The 23,417-nt window shown below is 63.2% G+C and carries 26 protein-coding genes; 10 read left to right on the top strand and 16 right to left on the bottom strand.

What is annotated here, in order from left to right:
• Positions 1 to 87: 87 nt before the first annotated feature.
• Both ACVWZ4_RS15265 and ACVWZ4_RS15270 read left to right on the top strand, forming a co-directional pair.
• Positions 88 to 708: a tetratricopeptide repeat protein gene (locus tag ACVWZ4_RS15265; protein WP_456740659.1), complete on the top strand. Its 621-nt coding sequence runs from the start codon at positions 88 to 90 to the stop codon at positions 706 to 708.
• A 103-nt stretch (positions 709 to 811) separates the two neighbouring features.
• Entirely contained in the window at positions 812 to 1,087 is a 276-nt protein-coding gene (locus ACVWZ4_RS15270) for a DUF1488 family protein (RefSeq protein ID WP_456699967.1), read from the top strand.
• Between the two features lie 21 nt (positions 1,088 to 1,108).
• Here the strand turns inward: ACVWZ4_RS15270 and ACVWZ4_RS15275 are convergent, their stop codons facing one another.
• Positions 1,109 to 1,591, bottom strand: coding sequence for a CinA family protein (locus ACVWZ4_RS15275; protein ID WP_456737077.1), 483 nt, complete (start codon positions 1,589 to 1,591; stop codon positions 1,109 to 1,111).
• A gap of 138 nt (positions 1,592 to 1,729) precedes the next feature.
• Between ACVWZ4_RS15275 and ACVWZ4_RS15280 the strand changes: the two genes are divergently transcribed.
• The 3 genes from ACVWZ4_RS15280 to ACVWZ4_RS15290 are packed head-to-tail and all read left to right on the top strand — an operon-like array spanning position 1,730 to position 4,336.
• A complete protein-coding gene (locus ACVWZ4_RS15280; protein WP_456740660.1) occupies positions 1,730 to 2,788 on the top strand; it encodes an amidohydrolase family protein in 1,059 nt (352 codons plus the stop codon).
• Between the two features lie 25 nt (positions 2,789 to 2,813).
• Positions 2,814 to 3,923 carry an amidohydrolase family protein gene (locus ACVWZ4_RS15285; protein ID WP_456699964.1) on the top strand — a complete coding sequence of 370 codons (1,110 nt, stop codon included), beginning with the start codon at positions 2,814 to 2,816 and terminating at the stop codon, positions 3,921 to 3,923.
• Positions 3,923 to 4,336 carry a Rieske (2Fe-2S) protein gene (locus tag ACVWZ4_RS15290; protein ID WP_456699963.1) on the top strand — a complete coding sequence of 138 codons (414 nt, stop codon included), beginning with the start codon at positions 3,923 to 3,925 and terminating at the stop codon, positions 4,334 to 4,336. Before ACVWZ4_RS15285 ends, ACVWZ4_RS15290 begins: the two co-directional genes overlap by 1 nt.
• A gap of 2 nt (positions 4,337 to 4,338) precedes the next feature.
• On the opposite strand, the gene tcuC is transcribed toward ACVWZ4_RS15290, so the two are convergent.
• Together tcuC and ACVWZ4_RS15300 are read right to left on the bottom strand one after the other, a co-directional pair.
• On the bottom strand, positions 4,339 to 5,685 hold the full coding sequence (gene tcuC / locus ACVWZ4_RS15295) for a tricarballylate/proton symporter TcuC (protein WP_456699962.1): 1,347 nt from the start codon (positions 5,683 to 5,685) through the stop codon (positions 4,339 to 4,341).
• A gap of 106 nt (positions 5,686 to 5,791) precedes the next feature.
• Positions 5,792 to 6,718, bottom strand: coding sequence for a transcriptional regulator GcvA (locus tag ACVWZ4_RS15300; protein WP_456740661.1), 927 nt, complete (start codon positions 6,716 to 6,718; stop codon positions 5,792 to 5,794).
• Positions 6,719 to 6,828: 110 nt separating this feature from the next.
• Between ACVWZ4_RS15300 and ACVWZ4_RS15305 the strand changes: the two genes are divergently transcribed.
• Both ACVWZ4_RS15305 and ACVWZ4_RS15310 read left to right on the top strand, forming a co-directional pair.
• On the top strand, positions 6,829 to 7,032 hold the full coding sequence (locus ACVWZ4_RS15305; protein ID WP_456699960.1) for a DUF1127 domain-containing protein: 204 nt from the start codon (positions 6,829 to 6,831) through the stop codon (positions 7,030 to 7,032).
• An 81-nt stretch (positions 7,033 to 7,113) separates the two neighbouring features.
• Positions 7,114 to 7,737 carry an N-acetyltransferase family protein gene (locus ACVWZ4_RS15310; protein WP_456737081.1) on the top strand — a complete coding sequence of 208 codons (624 nt, stop codon included), beginning with the start codon at positions 7,114 to 7,116 and terminating at the stop codon, positions 7,735 to 7,737.
• Positions 7,738 to 7,803: 66 nt separating this feature from the next.
• Here the strand turns inward: ACVWZ4_RS15310 and ACVWZ4_RS15315 are convergent, their stop codons facing one another.
• Positions 7,804 to 8,634, bottom strand: a complete 831-nt coding sequence (locus ACVWZ4_RS15315; RefSeq protein ID WP_456699958.1) for an enoyl-CoA hydratase — start codon at positions 8,632 to 8,634, stop codon at positions 7,804 to 7,806.
• Between the two features lie 10 nt (positions 8,635 to 8,644).
• Positions 8,645 to 9,346: an SDR family NAD(P)-dependent oxidoreductase gene (locus ACVWZ4_RS15320; RefSeq protein ID WP_456699957.1), complete on the bottom strand. Its 702-nt coding sequence runs from the start codon at positions 9,344 to 9,346 to the stop codon at positions 8,645 to 8,647.
• A 244-nt stretch (positions 9,347 to 9,590) separates the two neighbouring features.
• Here ACVWZ4_RS15320 and ACVWZ4_RS15325 point away from each other — a divergent pair, with 244 nt between their 5' ends.
• Both ACVWZ4_RS15325 and ACVWZ4_RS15330 read left to right on the top strand, forming a co-directional pair.
• Positions 9,591 to 11,375: an acyl-CoA dehydrogenase family protein gene (locus ACVWZ4_RS15325; protein ID WP_456740662.1), complete on the top strand. Its 1,785-nt coding sequence runs from the start codon at positions 9,591 to 9,593 to the stop codon at positions 11,373 to 11,375.
• Between the two features lie 43 nt (positions 11,376 to 11,418).
• Positions 11,419 to 12,507: a Zn-dependent alcohol dehydrogenase gene (locus ACVWZ4_RS15330; RefSeq protein WP_456699955.1), complete on the top strand. Its 1,089-nt coding sequence runs from the start codon at positions 11,419 to 11,421 to the stop codon at positions 12,505 to 12,507.
• Positions 12,508 to 12,560: 53 nt separating this feature from the next.
• Here ACVWZ4_RS15330 and ACVWZ4_RS15335 read toward each other — a convergent pair whose 3' ends face one another.
• From ACVWZ4_RS15335 to mbfA, 4 genes are all read right to left on the bottom strand, one after another.
• Positions 12,561 to 14,033: an amidase gene (locus tag ACVWZ4_RS15335; RefSeq protein ID WP_456740663.1), complete on the bottom strand. Its 1,473-nt coding sequence runs from the start codon at positions 14,031 to 14,033 to the stop codon at positions 12,561 to 12,563.
• Positions 14,034 to 14,122: 89 nt separating this feature from the next.
• Positions 14,123 to 14,653: a cytochrome b gene (locus tag ACVWZ4_RS15340; RefSeq protein WP_456737085.1), complete on the bottom strand. Its 531-nt coding sequence runs from the start codon at positions 14,651 to 14,653 to the stop codon at positions 14,123 to 14,125.
• A gap of 29 nt (positions 14,654 to 14,682) precedes the next feature.
• Positions 14,683 to 15,540 carry a hypothetical protein gene (locus ACVWZ4_RS15345; RefSeq protein WP_456740664.1) on the bottom strand — a complete coding sequence of 286 codons (858 nt, stop codon included), beginning with the start codon at positions 15,538 to 15,540 and terminating at the stop codon, positions 14,683 to 14,685.
• A gap of 10 nt (positions 15,541 to 15,550) precedes the next feature.
• Positions 15,551 to 16,522 (bottom strand): iron exporter MbfA, encoded by a 972-nt coding sequence (mbfA, locus tag ACVWZ4_RS15350; protein WP_092230623.1) that lies wholly within the window; start codon positions 16,520 to 16,522, stop codon positions 15,551 to 15,553.
• Positions 16,523 to 16,711: 189 nt separating this feature from the next.
• On the opposite strand from mbfA, the gene ACVWZ4_RS15355 reads away from it, so the two are divergent.
• Entirely contained in the window at positions 16,712 to 17,443 is a 732-nt protein-coding gene (locus ACVWZ4_RS15355) for a hypothetical protein (RefSeq protein ID WP_456699950.1), read from the top strand.
• A 143-nt stretch (positions 17,444 to 17,586) separates the two neighbouring features.
• Here ACVWZ4_RS15355 and ACVWZ4_RS15360 read toward each other — a convergent pair whose 3' ends face one another.
• The 7 genes from ACVWZ4_RS15360 to ACVWZ4_RS15390 form a co-directional block, all read right to left on the bottom strand.
• Positions 17,587 to 17,955: a hypothetical protein gene (locus tag ACVWZ4_RS15360; RefSeq protein WP_456699949.1), complete on the bottom strand. Its 369-nt coding sequence runs from the start codon at positions 17,953 to 17,955 to the stop codon at positions 17,587 to 17,589.
• 111 nt (positions 17,956 to 18,066) lie between these two features.
• Entirely contained in the window at positions 18,067 to 19,224 is a 1,158-nt protein-coding gene (locus tag ACVWZ4_RS15365; RefSeq protein WP_456740665.1) for an alpha/beta hydrolase, read from the bottom strand.
• Between the two features lie 26 nt (positions 19,225 to 19,250).
• Positions 19,251 to 20,120, bottom strand: a complete 870-nt coding sequence (locus ACVWZ4_RS15370) for an MBL fold metallo-hydrolase (RefSeq protein WP_456737088.1) — start codon at positions 20,118 to 20,120, stop codon at positions 19,251 to 19,253.
• Positions 20,117 to 20,746: a serine hydrolase gene (locus tag ACVWZ4_RS15375; RefSeq protein ID WP_456740666.1), complete on the bottom strand. Its 630-nt coding sequence runs from the start codon at positions 20,744 to 20,746 to the stop codon at positions 20,117 to 20,119. Before ACVWZ4_RS15375 ends, ACVWZ4_RS15370 begins: the two co-directional genes overlap by 4 nt.
• A gap of 18 nt (positions 20,747 to 20,764) precedes the next feature.
• Positions 20,765 to 21,376, bottom strand: a complete 612-nt coding sequence (locus ACVWZ4_RS15380; RefSeq protein WP_456740667.1) for a glutathione S-transferase family protein — start codon at positions 21,374 to 21,376, stop codon at positions 20,765 to 20,767.
• A 161-nt stretch (positions 21,377 to 21,537) separates the two neighbouring features.
• Positions 21,538 to 22,380, bottom strand: coding sequence for a fumarylacetoacetate hydrolase family protein (locus ACVWZ4_RS15385; protein ID WP_456740668.1), 843 nt, complete (start codon positions 22,378 to 22,380; stop codon positions 21,538 to 21,540).
• A 123-nt stretch (positions 22,381 to 22,503) separates the two neighbouring features.
• Positions 22,504 to 23,355 carry an MBL fold metallo-hydrolase gene (locus ACVWZ4_RS15390; RefSeq protein ID WP_456737092.1) on the bottom strand — a complete coding sequence of 284 codons (852 nt, stop codon included), beginning with the start codon at positions 23,353 to 23,355 and terminating at the stop codon, positions 22,504 to 22,506.
• Positions 23,356 to 23,417: the final 62 nt, after the last annotated feature.

A 23,417-nucleotide genomic window follows, 5' to 3' on the forward strand; every position in this document is an offset into this window, starting at 1 on the left:
TGTCCATGCGTCCACCGTCCCGGAATAATGCTGCCGAGGCAGGGTTATCAATTCGTCCGGGGCCGCTTGAACGCACAGGAGACGGAGATGTTCACGAAAATGATCAGGCGCGTCACGCTGGGTATATTTGCGGCAGCCTTGTTAATCACGCCGGCGTTTGCCGCGGGAGGTGGAGGCGGCGGCGGTGGTGGCGCTGGAGGCGGAGGCGGCATGGATCCCTTCGCGCACCCGGCTGCCAGCCAGAGCACGCCAGCTCCAACCTATCCGGCGCGCACCGGCACCAAAGCCACCCAGAAGGGCAAGAAGGCCAACCACCAATCCAGTATCGATGATCCGGCGTTTGCAGCGGGCTACCGCGTGGCCTACGACACCATCTACGAGCGTAAGGACTACACCGCCGCGATCGCGCAGTTGAAGGCACTCGGCCACGACGACAGCGCGAATGTCGCGAACCTGATCGGTTACTCCTATCGCAAGCTGGGTGACTACAAGCAATCACAGGTCTGGTACCAGCACGCACTGAAGATCGACCCGAACCACGTGCTGACCTGGCAATATTATGGTCTATGGCAGCTCGAGCAGGGCAATCGCGAGCAGGCGATGTTTCATCTCAGCCGGATCGCGGCCATTTGCGGGACGGATTGCGAGGAGTACAAGTCATTGGCCGCCGCGTTGGACAAAGCCACTGGAACAGCTCTCGCGTATTGAAGCCGGCCGGGGAGTCCGGTCGTGAGACCGCCGCCACCTGAGGGGTGACAAGTCGCGCGAATTTCAGCATTGTCCCGTTCGGGGGCGCGAACGGGACAGTTGGATGCCGCTTTTGCGCGACAGTATCATCGGCCACGACCTCGAACGGCTGGCCTTCCGCTTCACCATGCTGAATGATGGCGAGCCCGTGCAATGCCAGATCAGCGATGCCGCGATGGACGAGCTCGCAGGCATGCAGGGAACCGAGAGCAGCGCGCGGCTGGCGCAGTTCACGTCACTGCGCGAGAGCATCGAGCGAATCGCGTCGGACCTCTACGACGAGGCCCCGCGGTTCAAAGGCTATGTGGTGCGGATTTTTGTGCGGCATTTGGGAAGGTGATTGCTGCCGGCGGTCGAAAGCTCACCCCTCCAGCTTCCTCAGCAACAGCTTCAACGCAGTCGCCGCGAACACCTGCATGTTGGCGAACCTGTCGTTGCTCCCGGTCTCCAGCGTCATCACCTCCGCTGCCGGCCCGGCAACGGCCATGCAGCTATGGCCGGCGGCATCGCCGTAGCGGTTGCCGGTGGGGCCGGCCGCGCCGGTCTCGGACAGGCCCCAAACGGAGCTGAAGCGGCCGCGCATCTGCTCGGCGAGTAGCTTCGCGTAGGGTTCAGACGAAGAACGCAAGCCCTTCATTCCTTCATCCGTAATATCCATCAGCACGCGCCTGGCATCGCGGGTATAGACCACGGCGCCGCCGAGGAAATAGGCGGAGGCGCCGGGGACCGCGAGCAGGCTTGCCGCGATCAGGCCGCCGGCTGAGGACTCCGCGACCGCGATGGTTTGCTTGCGCGCGATCAGTTTTGCCGCGACCTGTTCCGCAACTCCGATGAGCTCTTTCATGCCTGCACCTCTGTTCCTCGCAACCGAGCTGTGTCTTCCTAGCATATGACAGAAGCCTTGGCCGAGTTGCGGGCGAGGAGCAGGCCTGCTTGAATGGCGGACGGGAGACTTGAGAGGAAACGTGAGAAGGGAGACGTGATGGCGTCCCTGATCGCGGGTGGCGTGGATTGCGATGTGCATCCGGCCGTGCCGCATCTGACCAGCCTGCTACCTTACCTGAACGACTACTGGCGCGACCAGGTGACGACGCGCGGCATGGTCGATCTCGTCTCGCAATCCTACCCCAAGAATTCGCCGATCGTGGCGCGGCCCGATTGGCGCCCAGAGAATGGCAAGCCGGGCGAAAGCCTGGAGGACATGCAGCGTCATGTGCTCGATCCCTTCCAGCTCAAGCATGCCATCTGCAATCCGCTCTATGGCGTGCAGATGGTGTTTTCCGAAGACATGCAGACTGCCTTCTGTCGCGCGCTGAATGAGTGGCTGGCAAAGGAGTGGCTCGATCGCGATTCCCGGCTGCGCGGCTCGATCGTGATCCCGACGCAGAGCGTCGAGAAGTCAGTCGTCGAGATCGAGCGCTGCGCGCAGGACATGCGCTTCGTGCAGGTGCTGATGCTTGTCATGGGCGACACGCCGCTCGGCAAGCGCGCGCTGTGGCCGATCTATGAGGCGGCGGAACGGCTCGATTTGCCGATCGGCATTCACGCCGGTTCTGCCTATCACAATCCGCCGACTGCGGTGGGCTGGGGTTCCTACCATATCGAGGATTATGCCGGTCAGGCCCAGGCGTTCCAGACCCAGCTCACCAGCCTGATCGTCGAGGGCGTTTTCGCCAAATATCCGCGGCTGAAGATGGTCATGCTGGAGTCCGGCGTCTCCTGGCTCTCGCCCTATCTCTGGCGCCTGCACAAGTTCTGGCGCGGGGTGCGGATGGAGACGCCCTGGGTCGATCGCGCGCCGCTCGAGATTGTGCGCAGCAACATCCGTTTCTCATTACAGCCATTTGATGCGCCGCCGGACGAGGCGACATTAATTCGCCTGTTTGATCATATGCAGTCCGACGAATTGGTCCTATTCTCCACGGACTATCCACACTGGCAGTTCGACGGCCAGGACGCGCTGCCCGCGGGGCTCACCCCCGATCTCGTGCGCAAGATCATGATCGACAATCCGTATGCAACCTATCCCCGCCTGACGTGAGCCCGCTGCCAAAGGAGGCAAGGCGATGAATATCCAGTTCCGCGAGAGCCAAGAAGCCGCTTCCCCTCTGACGACAAAGACCGCGATTGCGGACTGCGACATCCATCCGGCGCGCGCGACCCGGACCGAGCTCTATCCTTATCTGGCCAAACGCTGGCAGCATCACCTCGAAGTCTACGGCGTTCACGCCTATCAGGGCATGATGGAAGGGCCGCCCTATCCGAAGGCCCAGCCAAACGCGTCGCGCCGTGACGCCTATCCGCCGGAAGGCGGGCCGCAGGGATCGTCGCTCTCCTTCATGCAGAAGCAGCTGCTCGATCCGAACAATGTGCAGCTTGGCGTGCTCAATCCACTCAACACCGGGCAGGGCATCCGCAATCACGACCTCTCGGCGGCACTCTGCTCGGCGATCAACGACTGGCAGATCGACAAATGGACCAGCAAGGACAAGCGGCTGAAAGCTTCGATCGTCGTCGGCAATGAAGACGGTTTGTCGGCTGCGGCCGAAATCCGCGAGCGCGCAGGCGACAAGAACTTCGTGCAGGTGCTGCTGCTCAGCCGCAATGTCGAGCCGCTCGGCCAGCGCCGCTACTGGCCGATTTACCAGGCCGCGGAGGAGGCGGGCTTGCCGGTCGGTGTCCACGCTTTCGGCTTCGGCGGCAACCCGATCACGCCGTCAGGATGGCCGTCTTATTACATCGAGGAGATGGTCGGCCATTCGCAGTGCCAGCAATCGGCGCTCGCGAGTCTCGTGCTGGAAGGCGTGTTCGAGCGCTTCCCGAAATTGAAGATGGTGATGATCGAGGCCGGATTCGGCTGGGCGCCGTCGCTGGGTTGGCGGCTCGACAAGGTCTGGCAGCGCTTGCGCAGCGAGGTGCCGCATGTGAAGCGGCCGCCGTCGGAATATATCCGTGAGCAGGTGTGGTGGACGACGCAACCGATGGAAGATCCTGAAAGCCGCGAGGACCTGTTCGATGTGATCAAATGGATCGGCTGGGATAGGTTGTTGTTCGCGACCGACTATCCGCATTGGGATTATGACGAGCCGTCGCGCGTGCTGCCGGCGGGCGTGAGCGAGGCCAACCGCGAGGCGTTTTATCTCGGGAATGCACGCGCGCTCTACGGGATCAATTGATGGCTCGGCATGTGATTGCCGCGGTCGATGAGCTTCCGCCCGGCACGCGAAAATTTCTGGAGATCGACGGACGGCCGATCGCGGTCTTCAACATCAAGGGCGAGTATTTCGGCCTGATGAACCGTTGCCCGCACCAGGGCGCGGCGCTGTGCGAGGGACCCCTGATCGGGCTCGCGCAGTCAAAGGACCCCGGCGAGATCGCGTATACGAAACTCGGCGAGATCATCCGCTGCCCCTGGCACGGCTGGGAGTTCGACATCCGCACCGGCCAATCCTATTGCGATCCCCGCCGTTTTCGCGTGAAAGCCTACCCGGCGCGTGCTGAGTCGGGCGCGGCTGTGGTGAAGGGGCCGTATGTCGCGGAGACTCTCGCGGTGAAGGTCGAGAGCGATTACGTGGTGGTTGAGTTGTAAGCCTAGTGTCCTGCCGTCGGCTCCGCTGCCGTATCGTATGCCGGCACCGCCTGCTTGCCTCCGCGATAGACGATCAGTGCGGCGATGATGCCGAGCGCCGCGCCGAACATGAGCCAGTATGCCGGTGAGGCTTTGTCCCCGTTGGTCGCGCTGATCAGTTTGGTCGCGATGGCGGGCGTGGACGTGCCGAAGATGCCCGCGGCCAATGCGAAGGCGATCGAGAAACAGGTGGTTCGGACATGTGCCGGCACGATCTCGACCAGGCATCCCAGCATGGTGCCGCTGTAGACGCCAAAGTAGAACGAAAACATCATCTGCACCGCCAGCAATTTGCCGAGAGTCGGCTCCGCTGCGAGCCAGTGCAACGCCGGATAGGCGGTGAGCAGCGAGAGGATGGCGATGGTGAGCAGGACCGGCTTGCGGCCGATCCGGTCGGACACCGCGCCGCCGACCGGATTCCAGATGAAATTGGTTACCGCGACCAGAAGCGTCACCAGCAACGTCCCCGTCGGCGAGAGGTTCAGCTGCTTGCCGAAGCCGGGGGCGTAGACCGTGATGAAGTAGAAGGTTGTCGTGGTCAGCACGGCGATCATCATGCCGAGGACGACGATGCGCCAGTTCGCGATCGCCGAAGCAAAGACTTCGCGCGCGGTCGGATGCTTCTTCATGGCCAGGAAGGCCGGCGTTTCCTCGAGCGAGCGCCGCAACATGAAAATGACGGGGATGATGATGCAACCGACGAAGAACGGGATCCGCCACTTCGCGATTCCCCCGAAGACATCCAGGAAGGTGTCGCCCGGCATGGCTTCTCTCAGGATGAAGCCGATGATCGCCGCGACGAAGATCGCGACCTGCTGACTGGACGACTGGAACGAGGTGTAGAAACCGCGATTGCCTGGTGTCGCGATTTCGGACAGGTAAACAGAGACGCCGCCAAGCTCCACGCCGGCCGAGAACCCCTGGATCAAGCGGCCAATCAGGACGATGACCGGTGCGGCAACACCGATCGCCGCGTAAGACGGGCAGAACGCGATCACCACGGTGCCGAGCGCCATGAGCGCCAGCGTAACGATCAGGCCCTGGCGTCGACCGATGCGATCGATGTAGGAGCCGAGCACGATGGCGCCGACGGGGCGCATCAGCGCGCCGAGCCAGAACACGCCATATGCGTTGAGCAGCGCGGCGGTCTCGTCGGCGGCGGGGAAAAACGCCTTCGCGATGTCCTGCGCATAGAAGCCGAACAGGAAAAAGTCGAACTGTTCGAGGAAATTGCCCGATGTTGCGCGCAGGATCGCGCCGATGCGAGACTTGATCTGGGGCGGATTGGTTGATGCGGCTGGTCCGGCCATGACGCTATTCCCTCAAGACGTGGCCGGACCGAAGCTGGTTTCGCAGCATGCGACAGATATGTGGTGCGGCAATCCGACATACCCCTGCGGGCTGCCAATTCCGGTGTCAATGAATTTCAGGCTCCAGGCTGTTGATTCCGTGAGCCTTATTTTGCGTCGCAGCAATCAGCCATTGCCGGAACGCAGTGAGCTTCGCTGACTCGCGGCGGCCGTCCGGTGAGACGAGATAGAAACCGGCATTCGATGGCAGCGCGATTCTGAAGGGCACCACGAGACGGCCTTTGGCGATGTCGTCCTGCACGTAGGAGGTCCGTCCCATCGCGACCCCCATGCCATCGATGGCCGCCTGCACGGTCATGAACGTCATGTCGAAGGTGATGCCGGGTTGCTGCGACATGCCCGTCGCGAGGCCCGCCGCGGTCAGCCAGAGCCGCCAATCGTCGCTGTTGTTAGTGTGGAGCAGCACGTGGTCTTTCAGATCCGCGGGTGTCCGCAACGGCTTGTCGCCACGCAGCAGCGACGGGCTGCATACGGGAAACAACTCATCCGCCATCAACCAGTCGGCTCGCACGCCCGGCCATTGGCCGCGCCCGTAGCGGATGGCTGCGTCGACATTGTCGCGCTGGAAATCGACGAGGCTGGTCGATGTGGTGATGCGGACGTCGATGCCGGGGTGGCTCTCCTGGAAATCGGTCAGCCGCGGCAGCAGCCACTTTGCGGCGAGCGATGCTATCGTCGAGACCGTCAGCACCTTGTCGTCGTCCTTGCGCAGCAGACGGTCGGTGGCCAGGCGAAGGTCATTGAAGGCGGCGCGCACGCCCGGCAGGTAGTCGCGCGCTTCCGGGGTCAGCGCCAGTGCGCGGTTCTGCCGGATGAACAGGCGGAAGCCGAGTTCCTCCTCCAGCCTGCGGATCTGATGGCTGATCGCGGTCTGGGTCACGTTCAGTTCGCTAGCCGCCAGCGTGAAGCTGAGATGGCGCGCCGCAGCCTCAAACGCCCGCAATCCGTTCAGGGAGGGTAATCTGGCAGTCATCTGGCAGCATGATGCATGATACTATATCATGCGAAAGGGTACAAAATGTCGTTTGTGGCAGCGCACTGAGAAGCAGATATTAGCCTGCAAGTTAGCTCAAGGAGCTGAAGATGTCCACTTTGACCCACAATTCAATGACAAATCGTCATGCACCGGGCCTGATCCAGCAGATCGGCGAGACCCTCCATATCTGGCATGAGCGCTACCGGACCCGACGTGAGCTGACCAACTGGACCGCTCGCGACCTCCATGACGTCGGCCTGTCCTGGACTGACATTGCCTACGAGGCCGACAAACCCTTCTGGCGGGCCTGACTGGCCGCCAGGCCGGCGCCGCCTGATCACAGGGGCGCCGGCGGTCCCTTCTTCCGACATTCTCCCGTCAAGGCTCATGTCATGAGCACCTATCGCCTGGAAGACCTGACGCAATATTCGGACACGCTGCGCACCCGGCAAGGCGAGGCTCTCAACGTCCGCTTCGTCGAGCCGGGTGACACCGACGAGCTTCAGCATTATTTCCGTTCGCTCTCGACCCGCTCCCGCTACAACCGCTTCTTCGGCGCGATCAGCGAACTACCGAAGGGGCTGTTGCACGACTTCCTCGCGGTCGGCGAGCGCGAACGTTTCACCGTGGTTGCGACCAAGGTGGTCGATGGCTTCGAGACGATCGTTGCCGAGGCGCGCTATGCTCTCCATGAGGAGACATCGACGCTGGAGTTCGGCCTCTCGGTCGACGACCGCTGGCAGGGTCACGGCATCGCGACTGCGCTTCTGAAAAATCTCGAATGCCGCGCCGCCGCACTCGGCGCCCAGCATATCTTCGGCGATACGCTGCGCTCCAACCAGACCATGATCTCGCTCGCGCGCAAATCCGGGTTCGCTTTCGTCAATCATCCCGACGACTGGAAGCTGGTGCGCTTCGAAAAGGAGATCCACCTCGCGCCAAAGGACGTACCGTGCGCGAGTTGGCGTCTCGCCGCACTTTCCCGTCAGGCCGAACGCCCCTCAGCCTCGGCCTGACACCACTCCAAGCCCGGCCTGGCCAAGCCAGAGCCGGGCTTTTTTTGCTTTCACACGATGCCGCGCCTACTTCCCCGTGAATACCGCTTTCCGTTTCTCGATGAATGCCTGCACCGCCTCCTTGTGATCGGCTGTCGTGGTCAGGCGGATCAGGCGTTCGGCTTCGTGATCCCTGGCGGTCTCGAAATCGAACAGCAGGGCCTCGTCGAGGTTGTCTTTCATGTAGCGCAGCGCCAGGCGCGGGCCCTCGGCGAGGGATTTTGCCAGGGCGACCGCCTCGGCTTGCAGTTTGTCGTCGGGCACGACACGGTTGACGAGGCCGATCGTCTCGGCGCGCGCGGCATCGACGCGATCGCCGGTGAACAGCAGCTCGCGCGCCCGCGCGGTGCCGACGAGGCGCGTCAACAGCCAGGCGATGCCGTAATCGCCCGAGAGCGCGATGCGGGCATAGCCGGTGGCGACGAAGGCCGACTGCGCGGCAATGCGGAGGTCGCAGGCCATGGCGAGGGCCAGCCCGGCGCCGACCGCGGGGCCGGGCAGGGCTGCGATGGTCGGCTTGCGCACCGACACCAGCGCGCCGGTCAGCAGCCGCTGCCGCTCCTGGAGATCGGCGACACGATCCTCCAGCGACATCTGCTGCTTCTTGGGGTCGCGATGCGCACCCATGCCCTTGACGTTGCCACCGGCACAGAACGCCCCGCCGGCGCCGGTGATGAGCAGTGCGCCGACATCGGGATTCTCGCCGCAGCTGCGGATCATCGTGCGCAGGGCCGGCGTCAGGGTGTCCGACAGCGAATTGCGCGCCTCCGGCCGGTTCAGCGTGATCACGGCGACACGGTCGCGAATGACGCAGAGCAGTTCGCTGGTGCCGGTATCGATGGTGGTTTCGGTGGTCATGCTACCTCCCTCAAAACTTCTCCACCCAGGGACGCAGCTCCAGCTCCCAGCTCCAGGCGCTGCGCGGTTGCTGCAACACGTTCCAATAGCTCTCCGCGATCGCATCGGGATCGAGCATCGAATCCGGCCTGTCTGCCGCCTCCGCGCGTGCCGCGCTGCGGATGCCCCCGTCGATCACGAAATGCGCAACGTGGATGCCCTGGGGCGAGAGCTCACGCGCCATGCTCTGGGCCAGCCCGCGCAGCGCGAACTTGCCCATCGCAAATGGGGCGGATTGCGCATAGCCCTTGACGCTGGCCGAAGCGCCGGTGAACAGGATCGCGCCATGCTTGCTCGGCAGCATGCGCTTCGCCGCCTGCTGCGCCACCAGGAAGCCGCCATAGGCGCTGACCGCGATCGCGTTCGCGACGTCGGCCGGAACGAGGTCTACGAACGGTCCGCGGGCGCGGCCACTGGCATTGTAGACGACGAGATCGGGTGTGCCGATCTCGCGCTCGACCAGGCCGAACAGGCGTTCGACCTCCTCGGGCTCGGTGGCGTTGCAGGCGTAGGCCTTGGCGCCGGTCTCGCTACAGAGCGCGCCAAGCTTCTCGATCTTGCGCGCGGCCAGCGCGACGCGGATGCCTTGCGCGGACAGCAGCCGCGCCAGCGAGGCGCTCAGGCCTTCGCCGGCGCCGACGATGAGGGCAATCTTGTATGTCGGGTGTTCCATGATGTGGTCTCTGGCGTGATCTCTCGGGGACGGGAGCCGCTGATCTATGCATCCGCTACGCGGGCAACCAGCCGGGACGTTGGAGCAGTCGATCACAATTCCGCAGAGCGAATTGCTGCTTCAGGGCGATCATGCCTCCTTGACAATTTGCGGCTTTATCGCTGCTCGCGACGGGAGCATGATCGACATCATCTCAAGCGGCAAGCGTCAAGAATGCCGCCGGGCGGAAGCGAAGAGGACGATCATGCACAAGCCGGTCACAGCGCAGCCAAATAACGTCGCGGCCGCACCTTCGGGTCTGCTGGCGCCCGATACATCAGGCATGAACTTCTATCGTGCCGATCAGGCGCTCACTGATCTTCTGCGCATCCATCTGCCGGACAACCTCTTCCGCCATATCGAGCCGCATCTCGATCGCCTCGGCGAACTGGCCGGCGGCCGTCTCGACGAATGTGCGCGGCTCGCCGACCGGCACACCCCGGTGCTGCACCAGCGCGACAAGTTCGGCCGTGACGTGCAGTCGATCGAATATCATCCTGCCTATCGTGAGCTGGAGAACGCCGCCTTTGGCGAGTTCGGCATCCATGCGCTCTCGATCCGCAAGGGCATCATGGGCTGGCCGGACAAATATCCTGTTGTGGCCAAGCACGCCTTCACGTTTCTGTTCAACCAGACCGAGTTCGGCATGGGATGCCCGATCAACGTCACCGACGGCTGCGCCAAGCTGCTGGCGAACTTCGGCAGCGAAGCGCTGAAAGCGAAATATCTCGATGGCCTGACCCAGACCGACATGAGCAAGCTGACCCAGGGCGGCCAGTTCATGACCGAGAAGGAAGGGGGCTCCGACGTCGGCACACTCACCACGCGAGCGGTGCAGGAGGGTGATCATTGGCGCCTCTATGGCGAGAAATGGTTCTGCTCGAACGCCGATGCGAAGGTCGCGATGCTGCTGGCGCGGCCCGAGGGAGCCGGCCCCGGCACGCGCGGTGTCGGGCTGTTCCTGATGCCGCGATTCCTCGACGACGGCTCCCAGAACCATTATCGGATCGTGCGTCTGAAGGACAAGCTCGGCACGCGTTCGATGGCCTCCGGCGAGATCAAGCTCGAAGGCGCGATCGCTTATGCCGTAGGCCGGCTCGACCGCGGCTTCGTACAGATGGCCGAGATGGTCAATTCGTCGCGGCTCTCCAATGGCGTGAAATCGACGGCGCTGATGCGGCGCGCCTATCATGATGCGCTTGCCGTGGCGAAGAACCGCGTCGTGTTCGGCAACCGTATCATCGATCTGCCGCTCGGCCGGCGCCAGATGCTGAAGATCATGCTGCCGGTCGAGCAGGCGCTGTCGATGAGCTTTCTGACGGCCGACGCGCTCGATCGCGCGGAAGCCGGTAGCCAGGATGCGGCGGTGCTGCTGCGCATCCTGACGCCGACGCTGAAATTCCGCGCCACCCGCGACGCGCGGAAAGTCTGCGGCGATGCGCTCGAGATGCGTGGCGGCATCGGCTATATCGAGGAATTCGCCACGGCGCGTCTGCTGCGCGACGCGCATCTCGGCTCCGTCTGGGAAGGTACCGGCAACATCGTCGCGATCGATGCGCTGCGGCGCGCGGTCGGCCGCCACGGCGCGGAATCCGCGCTGGCAGCCGATCTGCATGCACGGCTGGACGACAGCGTCTCCGTGCCGCAGGTCTGGCGCGACAAGCTGCGCGGCTTTGTCGATCGGGCGGTCGGCTTTGCGCGCGAGGTCGCGGGCAAGTCCGAGAACGAGGCCGATGCGCGGCGCGCGACCAGCATGCTTTATCATATCGCCAGCGCCGTCGCGCTGGCCTGGGAAGCGCACCGCGTCCACGAGATGCGCGGCGACGCGCGCCGGCTGCTCTTGTCGCGGCTGGTGATCGACCATCGCGTGACGCCGAGCGATCCGTTCCGGCTGACGGAAAATGCCACGCAAGCGAAGATCGCGGAGCTGCTGCTTGGCGATCGCGATGCTTCTATGAGTGACATTGGCGAACTGATTGCGGCGGCGTAGGCTGCGCGCCACCAAACCAAAGAAAAGCGATAGGGAGCACTCGATGAAGGCCGCCGTCCTTTATGAAGTCAACAAGCCGCTGGTCATCGAGGATGTCAGCCTGCCGAAACCCGGCCCGCGCGAGGTGTTGATCCGCACCGCGGTTGCGGGCCTTTGCCACTCCGACCTGCATTTCATGGAAGGCCTTTATCCGCATCCGCTGCCCGCGGTGCTCGGGCATGAATCGGCCGGAATCGTCGAGCAGGTCGGCTCGGATGTCACCTATGTCAGGCCCGGCGACCACGTCGTGACCTGTCTGTCGGTGTTCTGCGGCACCTGCGACAATTGCACCACCGGCCGCACCGTGCTCTGCACCGACACAACCGTGAAAATGTTGCCGGGCGCGTCGAACCGGATGCAGTGGAACAGGCCGGAGAAACTGAACCAGTTCCTCAACCTGTCGTCCTTTGCCGAGCAGATGCTGGTGCACGAGAACGCGATCGTCAAAATCCGCGAGGAGATGCCGCTCGATCTCGCGGCGTTGATCGGCTGCGGCGTCATCACCGGCTACGGCGCAGTGGTGAACACCGCGAAGGTGACTGCGGGTGAGACCGTCGCCGTGATCGGCTGCGGCGGCGTCGGCATGGCCGCGATCAACGGCGCGCAGATCGCGGGCGCCGGCCGCATCATCGCCATCGACACCAATCCGGCCAAGCTGCAACTCGCGACCAAGCTGGGCGCGACCGACATCATCAATCCCGCCGACGGCGATGTCGTGAAGCAGGTGCGCGATCTCACCAACGGCGGCGTGCATCATTCGTTCGAGGTGCTCGGCCGCAAGGAGACCGCCGAGCAGGCCTTCGGCATGCTCGCCTCTGGCGGTACCGCGACCATCGTCGGCATGATCCCGTTCGGCCAGAAGATCGAGCTGCACGGCTTCGACTTTTTGCGCGAGCGCCGGATCCAGGGCTCGTCCATGGGCTCGAACCACTTTCGTGTGGACATGCCGCGCCTGGTCGATTTCTACCTGCGCGGCCGGCTGCACCTGGAGGACTGGATTTCGGCCAAGCTGAGGCTCCCCGAGATCAACGAGGGTTTTGCCAGCATGAAGGCGGGCAAGACGCTGCGCAGCGTGATTGTGTTCGATAGCTGAGCCACGAAGCGCGGACGAGGCTCTGCGCTCTCAACGACGGGCGCGGGCGAACGTCAATCCTCAAACATCTTCGGCGGCACGAAGCCGCCGAAATCGCGTTCGATCAGCTCGGCGAGCTTCAGCGGCGTGCGGTCTTCCAGCCATGGGCCGACGATCTGGACGCCGACCGGTAGTCCATCGGGGGCAAAGCCTGTCGGAATCGCGGTCGAGGGCAGGCCGGGCAATGTCGCGATGCCGGGCCAGGCGAGCTGGTCGGTATAGACGTGCTCCTTGCCGTCGATCACGACGCGGCGCTGCTCCTGATCTTCCGAGTGATCATGAGGATAAGCCGGCGTCGGCATGATCGGGCAAATCACGGCATCGAAGGATTTGAACAGCTCGTGCCATTGCGCGCGCAGCCGCGTCCGGCCGCCGCGCGCGATCAGCCAATCGCGATGGCTGAGCGCGATACCGCGCAGGCGTTCGGCCTGCAGGCTGTTGTCGTCGGCCGGCAATTTGGCTGCTGCTGCAACTGCGCCGTCGTAGAATTCGGGCAAAAAGCTGGCACCGAGGAACGACAGCAGCATCCGCATATAGAGGCGCGAGGACGCCGCGAAATCCGGCAGCAGCGGACTGCTGCGCTCGATCTTGACACCAGCCCTGGCGAGGTTGTCGGCGAGCGTGTTGATGCTGCCGCGCACGGCGGCGTCGGTCGGTAGCACCGGATCGGTGTCAATCACGAGGACACGGAATTCTTTCAGCGAGCCGTGACGCGCGGCAGGCAGTTCGAGCCGGTAGGCCTTGCCGTTCTCGAGCGGATCGGGGCCGGCCATGACGTCGAGCAGCAAGGATAGATCGCCGGCGCTCCGTGCCATCGGGCCGATCACCGCGAGATCGCGCTCATAGGCCAGCGGCGCAGCAGGCGGTGGCGTATGGCCGCGCGATGGCAACAGATCGAAGCTCGGCTTGTGCGCGTAGACGCCGCAATGGAACGCCGGCACGCGCAGCGAGCCACCGATGTCGGAGCCGATCGAGAGCGGACCATAGCCCGCGGCCAGCGCCGCAGAGGAGCCGCCGGAGGATCCGCCGGGCGTGCGGCCGAGATCGTAGGGGTTGTTGGTCGTGCCGTAGACGTCATTGTAGCTCTGCCAATCGGCGAGCGCGAGCGGCACGTTGGTCTTGCCGAGCACGATGGTGCCGGCGTCCTTCACGCGCGTGACCGGCAGCGCGTCTTCCTTGGCAATGAAGTCCCTGTGCGCGGGATTGCCCCAGGTCGTGGGCAGGCCGGCGATATTGTAGGATTCCTTCACCGTCATGGGCAGGCCGAGCAGCGGTTTCCGCTCGCCCCGGGCTAAGGCGGCGTCAGCGTCGCGTGCGGCGTTCAGCGCCCGGTCGAAATCGCGGACACAGATCGCGTTGACCTTGCCGTCGTGACGTTCGATGCGGTGGATCGCATCCTGCGTGAGCTCGACCGAAGAAACCTTCTTCGCCGTCAATGCGGCCGACAGCTCGACCGCGCTCTTGAAACTCCATTCCGATCTCGCCACGGCATGCTCCTGCGCTTCACTGAGGAATGATGCGCAGTTTTATCCCATGCCGCAACCGCCGTTTGATCGTGGTTGATCTGTCTGGAATGTCATCCGGGCAGCATTCGCTCCATCACGCGGTCGCGATAGATGAAGATATGTACGAGCGCGGACGCGATGTGAATGCCGATGGTGACGAGCAACGCCCATTCCATGGCCTGGTGGAGGCCGTCAATGGTCCGCCCGGCCGCCGCATTGTCGGACGCGAGCATCGGCAACGGCACGAGATAGAAGAACGATACGGACCAGCCGCGGAACGACGCGAACAGCCAGCCAGAGACCGTCGTCGCCAGCACCAGCGCGTAGAGCAGCCAGTGGACCGCCTCGGAGGACATGCGCTGCCAGGCAGGAAGAGAGCTCTCGGGTGCGACGGGATGGGTGAGACGCCAGAGAAAACGGAGCGCCGTGAGCCCCAGGATCGTAATTCCGGTCGAGACGTGGAACGTCATGCCGGCGCCTGGATTCATACCTCGATGGATGTCCGGCATGAACCAGCCGATCGGGTATTGCACCGCGAGCAGTGCGACGATGAGCCAGTGGAAGACTTTGGCAGGTGCGCCGTATCGAAGGTGGGTGGTCATGAGTTGACTGCCGTTGAATATCGCACCGATCAGGGCTGGAAGTTTCGCGCTGCGGAATGAACGAACGGGTTGAAGGGCCCACTGCTCATCCGCGTGCTGGCGTCCGTTGCCTGCCCCGGCACCGGGAAGGCGTAGCCGATGATGGTCTTGACCACGAGCCGGTCGGACGCCGGGGTCAACCCGTAGCCGACGCCGAAGTTCACATCGAACACGCCTGCCTTGAAGTCGGTGACGGCAAACAGCATGTGCTGCTGTTCGGGGAGCTTGCTGAAATTCCCGATCTCGCCGAAGTCGGCGTAATATTCGAAGCCGGCGAACACGTCGTTGCCGAAGTTACGCGCCAAGCGGGCGGCGGGTGCGAAATCGACTTCGCCCCTGCGGCCGAAGCCGATATCCACGATCGGGTTGACGATGAACTCATATTGCGTGTTGCGCACGCCGATAATGGGGCGGATCTCCAGCCCCCATCGTGTCTGCGCGAATTTGGGCATTTCGTAGCTCAGCTCGAAATTCACGCCATAGAAGAAATTCCGCTGCTCGGCATGCGGCGAGACGAACAACGTGCGCAGCTTGAAAGCGTCGGACAGGAACTGCTGGTCCTGCACGGCAAACGGCAGATAAAGCCCGAGCTCCCACCAGTCGGTCATGCCGTAGGCGAATTCCGGCGTGCCGTTGACGCTGTGGTTGGACGGAAAGCCGCCGGGAAATGGCGGGTCTTTCTGTCCGAGCGCAACATAATTGAGGTGCTGCTGGATCGTGAACTGGCCGACCTCGGCGATGCCGGCGTTGTAGACCTGGATCTCGTCGGTGGCGTGTGCGTTCGAGGCAAACACGACCAATACGGCCAGGAGGCTTGCGAGCGCAGTGTATGGAAGATTCCGCTTCATCCCGCTCGCCTCAGGCCGCACCAATCAAGATCCCCACCGCCAGCACGATCGCGCCGCCGAGCACGATCTGGAAGACGGCCTGCAGGAACGGCGTATCCATATAGCGCGCGCGGATGAAGGCGATCGCCCACAATTCGAAGAACACGACGATGCCGGCGATTCCGGTCGCGATCCAGAATGCGTTGGCCCAATGGTCGGGCACAAGATAGGGCATGGTGTGGCCGAGCCCGCCGAGCGTCGTCATCGCGCCGCAAGTGATGCCGCGCAGCCAGGGCGAGCCGCGTCCCGTCAGCGAACCATCGTCTGACAGCGCTTCCGCAAAGCCCATGCTGATGCCCGCGCCGATCGAGGCGGCGAGGCCGACGAGAAACGTCTGCCAGTTCTGGTGCGTGGCGAAAGCCGCCGCGAACAATGGTGCCAAGGTCGAGACCGAACCGTCCATCAGGCCGGCAAGGCCCGGCTGCACATATTGCAGCACGAACATCCGCCGCCGCGTGCGGTCTTCCTCCGCGCGCACATCGGGTTTCAAGATCTCGTCGGTGAGCGCGACCGCGCGGTTCTCGTGATGTTTTTCTTCCTCGGCGAGATCGCCGAGCAGGCGGCGCACGCCGACATCCTCGGCCTGCTCGGCGGCCCGCGCGTAAAAGCGCTCGGCCTCGAGCTCCATGGTCTCGACCTCTTTCCGGATCGTGTCGAGCGGCAGGTTCTTGGTCAGCCAGATCGGGCGCCGGCGCAGAAAGCCTTTGACGTCCTCGCGGCGGATCGGCGGCAGATGCGCACCAAACCGTTCTTCGTAGAGCTTCAGCAGGCGGTGCCGGTGTCCGCGTTCCTCCTCGGCCATTTCCTCAAATATTTTGGCGGTATCGGGGTAGCGCTCCCGGAGGTCCTCGGCGAAGCTCATATAGATGCGGCTGTCCTCCTCCTCGGAGGCAATCGCGACCGCAAGCACCTCGCGCTCGGTCAAATCAGCAAAGCTCTTCACCTGATCGCCCCGTTTGGGTAGTTTAGAATTGTTCTAAATGCATATAGGCCGCAATTCGTTCAGGGTCAATTCACGCCTCCTGCGCAAACGCTTGCATCCGAAGGGCCGTGACAATGTTACTTCAATGCATTGAGACGGGGCCCGGCTTACGGCTTCGAAACTTTGCAAGTGTGGCTGGACGGGTGAACGATGGACAAGGTCAAGTTTCGTCTCAACAATCCGCGGCTGGCACCGCGGCGCACCAAGCTCGAAATCCCCGGGTGGGCCGGCAAGCGTGAGCCTCGTGCGGATGGTTCGCGAGAGCAGGTCTGGCATTGCGTGCCTTTTTCCGAGGGTGCGCAATACGGCATCGAGCTGTTCTATCCCTATGACTTCGAGCTTCACGTCACGACCAAAGACGGACACTTGCTGCTCGAGGCCGATTGGGGTGAACCGCCGGAAGGTGGCGCGGAATGGCCGCCGTTTCGCAGATTTGGTGATGCCTTCTACACCTATCAGATACTGCTCGATCTGAAGGTCGAAAAAGGCCTGGCGGTTCGTACCGAGCCGCATCCGCGATTCTACACGGATCCGACTGATACGGTGCCGATCGCCGTCCCTGCGCTGATCCGCAATTGGTGGCCTATGATGTTCTTCTGCGTCTTCAAGGCCCCGGCGGAGGGCCGAACCCACGTCTTCCGGCCGAACGAGCCCTTCGCGCAAATCATCGTCATTCCCGAGGAAGCCAATTTCGAGCTCGAGCACATGGGCGAAGAGGAAGCGGCAGAGCGCGAGCTGCAGGCGCGCCGCATCTACCACAATCGGCCCAAACTAGCGGCCGGGACCGAGTGGACCTCCTCGTCGGATACGGTGTTCGACGGCACTTACCGCCACCTGCACCGCGCGGCAAAGGACAAGGCTCGCAACGAACAGGGCGGATGACGTTTCTGGCCCTGGGGCATTCCTTCGTCTGGAATAAGTGTTCCGGCGCTGATGCCGATTCTGCTTGAATTTCCCGGTTTTCGGCCACCGAAAGCAAAACAGGACCCGGAGGTCCTGTTCGTCTCATTGCTGACGTCGCGCCTTCAGTAGTCGCGGCGATAGAAGCTGTGGTGATGATGGTGGTGATGATGGTGGTGATAATACCGGCGATAGCGCGGCACCACCACGACGGGCGCGTCGTCGTAATAGCGATAGCGCCGATAGAAGCTGTGGTGATGATGGTGATGATGGTGGTGGTGGTAGAATTGAGCCACCTGAACATTTTCGTTGGCTTTTGGCCGGGGCGCCTCATCGATGGCTTGCAGAATGGCGCCGGCGTTTGCGATCGGCTCCAGCAAATCGGCGTAGGAATTCGCCTGTAGGACGTCCGTCGGTGCAGGCGCCGCTTGGGCGGTGCCGAGCGTTCCGAGCGTTGCCACGGCTCCCAATAACCCGGCGATCTTCTTGTCCAATGTCGTTCTCCATGGTCGCCGGATCCAATTCCGGTATCTCGCAACGTCAGATGTTGCCGGATGTTCCCTGAACCGCAGATTAATCCCTCGTGGCAAGAGCATGGCGTCGCTTCAGCCGAAAGAGGCTGTTGCGGTGCGGTGGAGAAATTGTAACAACAGGGTGCTCACCTCGGCCGGCTGCTCCTGCTGCACCCAATGGCCGGCGCCATCGACGAGATGGCAGCCGAGCATCTTCGTGCAGCCTCGCCCCTGCATGGCCTCAAAAACGCCGGGGCGCTGATAGGTGCCCCAATCCTGTTTGCCGGAGATGAAGCAGGAGGGGACGTCGATGCTGCGGCCTGAGAACAGCTGCATCTCGTCGTTGAGCATGCCTGAGGTTACGTAACGGTACCATTGCAGTCCGCCCTGGAATCCGGTGCGGCCATATTCGGCACTGTAGAAAGCGAGATCGCTGTCCGGCAGCCATTGGTTGGCCGCGATCGCGGCGGGCGAGGGCATTTCCTTCGCAACCGTCTCGGCCATCGTCTTGCCGAGGTCCATCACGTAATAGGTCGGCAGCTTGGCGAGTTCGTCCGCCGACCATGATTTCAGCGGATATGGCTCGTTGCCGGGCCAGTCCGCGCTCTTGTGATGATAGTAGGCGCGCAGGAAATCGTGCACACCTTGCGGTGCATGCTGCATGTCGGCATTGGCCGGGCGTGTCGCATAGTACCATTGATAGTGAATGCGCGGGCGCGGTAACGCGGCGAGCTCGCGATGCACGGGGTCTTCGACCGCCGGCTTCGCTGGCGCATCGGCGGTGTTGAACGGCAACGGCGGTGCTCCGCCGAAGGGCGCGCTCATCAGCGTCACCGAACGAAACACGTCGGGCCGGATCAGCGCGCACCAGGCCGCGACCGGACTGCCGAAATCGTGTCCGGCGAGATCGACCTGCTTGTAGCCGAACGCCGATACCAGTGCGAGCGCGTCGCGCACCAGGTTCAGGAGCGAGAACGGCGTGAGATCGCCGTCGTAATCCGCTCGCCATCCGGTGGTGCGGCCATAGCCGCGCTGGTCGGGCGCGAGCACGTGATAGCCTGCAGCCGCGAGTGCCGGCATCACCTTGCGCCAGGAGAAGGCGAGCTCCGGAAAACCGTGCAGCAAGAGGATGCAGGGTCGGCCCTTGGTCTCGAAGCCGGCTTCCAGCACATGCATGCGCAAGCCGTTGATGCCCTCGACATAGCGCGAGCGGATACCGGCGGGCAGGGGGATATCAGGGAGTGTTGTCATCGTTTCTGTCTACCTACGGCATCTGGCTAAACAGCCGCGCACACGAACGCCCTGCCCTTGCGCTTGATCTTGCCGACCGAGGGCGAAGGGAAATGCGCGGTGCAGCACAGCGTGTCGGTGTCGCAATAGCGCTCCAGAAAACTGCGGCGCGTCGTGGCCGCCTTGACCGGATCGACGTCGAATTTGATCGACAGCTCCGGATAAAGCGTCTGCAACGGCGAGTGCATGAGGTCGCCGGAGAACACCGCGTCGTCCTTGCCGCGTCCCATCGCGATCGCGACGTGGCCGGGCGTATGGCCAGGCGTCGGCACGACGCGGACGTGGTCGCCGATCTGGTGATCATTGCCGACCAGTTCATGCCTGTTGGCGTCGACCACCGGCAGCACGCTATCGACGAAGGGCGGGATCGCCGTCGTCGCATTCTGCTCGAACCAGTGGTCGTATTCCTGCTTGGCGAAAAGGTAGCGCGCCCTGGGGAAGGTTGGCACCCAGCGGCCGTTCTCCAGCCGCGTGTTCCAGCCCACGTGATCGACATGCAGGTGCGTGCACATCACGAAATCGATGTCATCAACCGAGACCCCGGCGGCATTGAGTGCGCGCAAATATGTGTCGTCGGTCTTCATGTTCCATTTCGGACGATTGGGTCGCGGCTTGTCGTTGCCGATGCAGCTGTCGATCAGGATGGTGTGATGCGGCGTCTTCACGACATAGGACTGGAAGCAGAGCATCAGGACGTCCTGCTCATCCAGCGCGCGTGCCTGCCGCATCCAATTTCGGTTCTCGGCCAGCACCTCGGGCGTCAATCCCGGCAGCATCTCCAGCGCCGGGACGAACGACGTCTCCTGCTCGATGACGCGCTGAATGGTGAGATCGCCGACCGAATATTTCAGGCTCATGCTCGCTTTCCTTCGTGATCAGCGCGCGTCGCGCACGGATGGCATGACGAGATTGGTAAGAATGTCGATCGCGGCCAGGCCTTCCTTCGGTTGGCCGTATTGCGCGGCGGCAGATGGCGCAGCGTGATGGCGTCCCATCCCGGCTGCTTCACCGCTGCGTAGTCGTGGAAGAATTTCAGGACGGGCTCATCGACGCCTGCGATGAGCTTGCGGTCGATCGCGATTCCCACCAGCCGCGAGGTCACGCTCTTGGTTGCCGAGCGCATGTCGTGCTTCGTCGTTGCGGTGAATTCGTGCTGGCCGTCGGGCTGTCCCCAGGGTTGGTCGTAACCGGGAAAATATTGCTCGAAGACGAGCTTGCCACGCCTGATGACGACGACCGAATGGACCGCGGTTGCCCGCTGCGCGAGTCGCGCGGCGATGCTGCAAAGCTTCGCGGCGTCCATGCCGACATTGTCGGGCGAGGCGATCTCCCAGCCATCCTCGATCGCTGCAGGCGCTCCGCACTGATCGGTCGGTCCAGGCGGCATGCTCTCCGCCCATAGATTGGTGGCCGAGACGGAGAGCGCGAGCACGAGGCGGCCACTGAGGCTTGTGAGGCGGGAGAAGCGATCGCGCACCGTCATTCTCCCCGCCTGTTCCTACTACGCCGCTGGCGGCACCGAGATCTTCACCGAAGGTCGCTCCAGCATCTTCTGGTGGAAGGCGTCGAGTTTCGGATAGGCCTTGCGCCAGCCGCAATCGGCGAAGCGGAAGTCGGCATAGCCGAGCACGCAGACGAGGCCGATCTGCGATATGTCGAACGGACCGTTCAGCACCTCGGGCATGTTCTCGAAGCGCGCCATGCCGGTCCAGGCCCGGTTCCAATGGTCATCCGACCATGCCTGCCATTGCAGGCCCTGCGGCCGCACCATCTTCTCGTAGCGGCACAGCAGCATGGAATCGAGCATGCCGTTGATGAGCGAGTGATTGGTCTTGGCCTTCCAGCGCCGCGGACCATAGTCCGGGATCAGGCTGCCGCCGGCCAACTCGTTGAGATATTCGACGATGACGTAGGAGTCCAAGATCACATCGCCGTCATCAGTGATCAGCACCGGCAGCTTCTTCAGCGGCGTGATCTTCGAATAGTCCTCGTTGACCGTGCCTGGCGTGACCGTTGCCGGCGTGAATTCGATCTTGTCGATCAGCCCGAGCTCGATCGCGGCGATGCGCACCTTGCGGGCGAAGGGCGAGGCGGGGGAGAAGGAGAGTTTCATGGGAAATTGTCCTGCGGGATGATCGGCGTTCGTCATTGCGAGCGAAGCGAAGCAATCCAGTCCGTTTCCGTGGAAATAGTCTGAATTGCCTCGTCGCCAGCGCAAAATTGCTTCGCAATTTTGTCGCGGGCTCCTCGCAATGACGAGGAGAGAGCGCAGCCTTACGCCGCCACGATCTCCTGGCGCTGTTCGCCGAGGCCTTCGATGCCGAGCGTGATGACGTCGCCGACGTTGAGGAAGGTCGGCGGCTTCATGCCGAGGCCGACGCCGGGCGGGGTGCCGGTCGTGATGATGTCGCCCGGCAACAGCGTCATGAACTGCGAGACGTAGGAGACGCACTTGGCCATCGAGAAGATCATGGTCTTGGTCGAGCCGGTCTGGCGGCGCTGGCCGTTGACGTCGAGCCACATCGACAGGTTCTGCACGTCCTTGATCTCGTCCTTGGTGGCGAGCCAGGGGCCGAGCGGGCCGAACGTGTCGTGCGACTTGCCCTTGGTCCACTGACCCAGGCGCTCGGTCTGGAAGTTGCGCTCGGAGACGTCGTTGCAGACGCAATAGCCGGCGACGTGGTTCAGCGCGTCGGCTTCCGAGACGTATTTGGCCCGGGTGCCGATGATGGCCGCGATCTCGACCTCCCAGTCGAGCTTGGTCGAGCCGCGCGGCTTTTCGACGTTATCGTTCGGGCCTGACAGCGAGGTGTTGGCCTTCATGAAGATGATCGGCTCGGTCGGGATGGCCGCGCCGGTCTCCTTGGCGTGGTCGCTGTAATTGAGGCCGATCGCGACGAATTTCGAGATGCCGGTGACGGGCGCGCCGAAGCGCGGCTTGCCCGAGACGGCGGGCAACGAGGCCGGGTCGATCGCGGCGAGCTTCTTCAGAGATTCCGGCGAATAGGCCTCGCCGGTGAGGTCCTTGAGATGCGCCGACAGGTCGCGCAATTGGCCGGATTTGTCGATCAGGCCGGGCTTTTCCGCACCCTTTTCGCCGTAACGAACAAGCTTCATTCTCGTCTCTCCCTGAGTGGACTGATCGGTTGAACAGCTTCATGGAACAGGGCCGCGGGAAATTCAACCGCCGAAAAGGCGTGCATTGCAGCCCTTCATTCGCGGGTGGGCGGGCCACGAACCCTATCGCCCCAACGCTACAAACCGGAACGCATCGCCCTCCCGCCGGACATGTCCGGCCGAGAAATGCCCGCCGATCACCAATGTCGGCGTATCGGCAAAGCGCGAGAACACCTTGTAGCGGCTCGCGACCGCCCCGGCGGGATCGCTGTCCACGACGGAGCACCAGTCGGGATGCGCCATCTGGCAGGGGTGATGGGCGACGTCGCCGCCGAGCAGCCCCTGTTCGCCGTCGGATTCGATCACGACGCTCACGTGGCCCGGGCTGTGGCCCGGGGTTGGGATCAGGCTGATCTCCTCGCAGAGCCGGTGGTCGCTCCGGATCAGTTCGGCCAGGCCCGCATCGACGATCGGCTTTACGGAATCCTTGAACACCGCGACCTTGTCCGGCTCCGCCGTATAGTCGCGCCAATACTCATATTCGGTCCTGCCGAACAGGTAGCGCGCCTTGGGGAACGTCGGCACCCAATTGCTCCCGACCAGCTTCGTGTTCCAGCCGACGTGATCGACGTGAAGATGCGTGCATAGCACGGTGTCGATGCTCTCGGGCGGAAAGCCGGCTGCGATCATGGTTTCGAGAAACGGCGTGTTGCGGTTATTCCAGGTCGGGACGCCGCGGCCCTGCTTGTCATTGCCAAGGCCGGTGTCGACCACGATGCGCCGCGTCGGCGTCTCGACCACCAGCGAATGGATCGACATTTTCAGCCGGCCTTCTTCGGTGGCGAAATGTGGGATCAGCCAGGGAAGCTTCCGAATTTCATCATTGGTCGCGGCCGGCAGGATGAACCGGGTCGAGCCGACTGTCTCCATCTCAACCACCTGGGTGATCTTGACCCTGCCGACCTTCCACTGCATCGGGCGTCCCTCATTTCTTGCTTTCGCGAAAGATGCGGCGTCGCGCCGTCGAACGCAATGGA

Source organism: Bradyrhizobium sp. USDA 4472 (assembly GCF_054058595.1).

Coding starts and splice junctions, on each gene's coding strand:
- ACVWZ4_RS15265 (WP_456740659.1), top strand. CDS start 88: ATGTTCACGAAAATGATCAGGCGCGTCACGCTGGGTATATTTGCGGCA.
- ACVWZ4_RS15270 (WP_456699967.1), top strand. CDS start 812: ATGCCGCTTTTGCGCGACAGTATCATCGGCCACGACCTCGAACGGCTG.
- ACVWZ4_RS15275 (WP_456737077.1), bottom strand. CDS start 1,591: ATGAAAGAGCTCATCGGAGTTGCGGAACAGGTCGCGGCAAAACTGATC.
- ACVWZ4_RS15280 (WP_456740660.1), top strand. CDS start 1,730: ATGGCGTCCCTGATCGCGGGTGGCGTGGATTGCGATGTGCATCCGGCC.
- ACVWZ4_RS15285 (WP_456699964.1), top strand. CDS start 2,814: ATGAATATCCAGTTCCGCGAGAGCCAAGAAGCCGCTTCCCCTCTGACG.
- ACVWZ4_RS15290 (WP_456699963.1), top strand. CDS start 3,923: ATGGCTCGGCATGTGATTGCCGCGGTCGATGAGCTTCCGCCCGGCACG.
- tcuC (WP_456699962.1), bottom strand. CDS start 5,685: ATGGCCGGACCAGCCGCATCAACCAATCCGCCCCAGATCAAGTCTCGC.
- ACVWZ4_RS15300 (WP_456740661.1), bottom strand. CDS start 6,718: ATGACTGCCAGATTACCCTCCCTGAACGGATTGCGGGCGTTTGAGGCT.
- ACVWZ4_RS15305 (WP_456699960.1), top strand. CDS start 6,829: ATGTCCACTTTGACCCACAATTCAATGACAAATCGTCATGCACCGGGC.
- ACVWZ4_RS15310 (WP_456737081.1), top strand. CDS start 7,114: ATGAGCACCTATCGCCTGGAAGACCTGACGCAATATTCGGACACGCTG.
- ACVWZ4_RS15315 (WP_456699958.1), bottom strand. CDS start 8,634: ATGACCACCGAAACCACCATCGATACCGGCACCAGCGAACTGCTCTGC.
- ACVWZ4_RS15320 (WP_456699957.1), bottom strand. CDS start 9,346: ATGGAACACCCGACATACAAGATTGCCCTCATCGTCGGCGCCGGCGAA.
- ACVWZ4_RS15325 (WP_456740662.1), top strand. CDS start 9,591: ATGCACAAGCCGGTCACAGCGCAGCCAAATAACGTCGCGGCCGCACCT.
- ACVWZ4_RS15330 (WP_456699955.1), top strand. CDS start 11,419: ATGAAGGCCGCCGTCCTTTATGAAGTCAACAAGCCGCTGGTCATCGAG.
- ACVWZ4_RS15340 (WP_456737085.1), bottom strand. CDS start 14,653: ATGACCACCCACCTTCGATACGGCGCACCTGCCAAAGTCTTCCACTGG.
- ACVWZ4_RS15345 (WP_456740664.1), bottom strand. CDS start 15,540: ATGAAGCGGAATCTTCCATACACTGCGCTCGCAAGCCTCCTGGCCGTA.
- ACVWZ4_RS15355 (WP_456699950.1), top strand. CDS start 16,712: ATGGACAAGGTCAAGTTTCGTCTCAACAATCCGCGGCTGGCACCGCGG.
- ACVWZ4_RS15365 (WP_456740665.1), bottom strand. CDS start 19,224: ATGACAACACTCCCTGATATCCCCCTGCCCGCCGGTATCCGCTCGCGC.
- ACVWZ4_RS15370 (WP_456737088.1), bottom strand. CDS start 20,120: ATGAGCCTGAAATATTCGGTCGGCGATCTCACCATTCAGCGCGTCATC.
- ACVWZ4_RS15375 (WP_456740666.1), bottom strand. CDS start 20,746: ATGACGGTGCGCGATCGCTTCTCCCGCCTCACAAGCCTCAGTGGCCGC.
- ACVWZ4_RS15380 (WP_456740667.1), bottom strand. CDS start 21,376: ATGAAACTCTCCTTCTCCCCCGCCTCGCCCTTCGCCCGCAAGGTGCGC.
- ACVWZ4_RS15385 (WP_456740668.1), bottom strand. CDS start 22,380: ATGAAGCTTGTTCGTTACGGCGAAAAGGGTGCGGAAAAGCCCGGCCTG.
- ACVWZ4_RS15390 (WP_456737092.1), bottom strand. CDS start 23,355: ATGCAGTGGAAGGTCGGCAGGGTCAAGATCACCCAGGTGGTTGAGATG.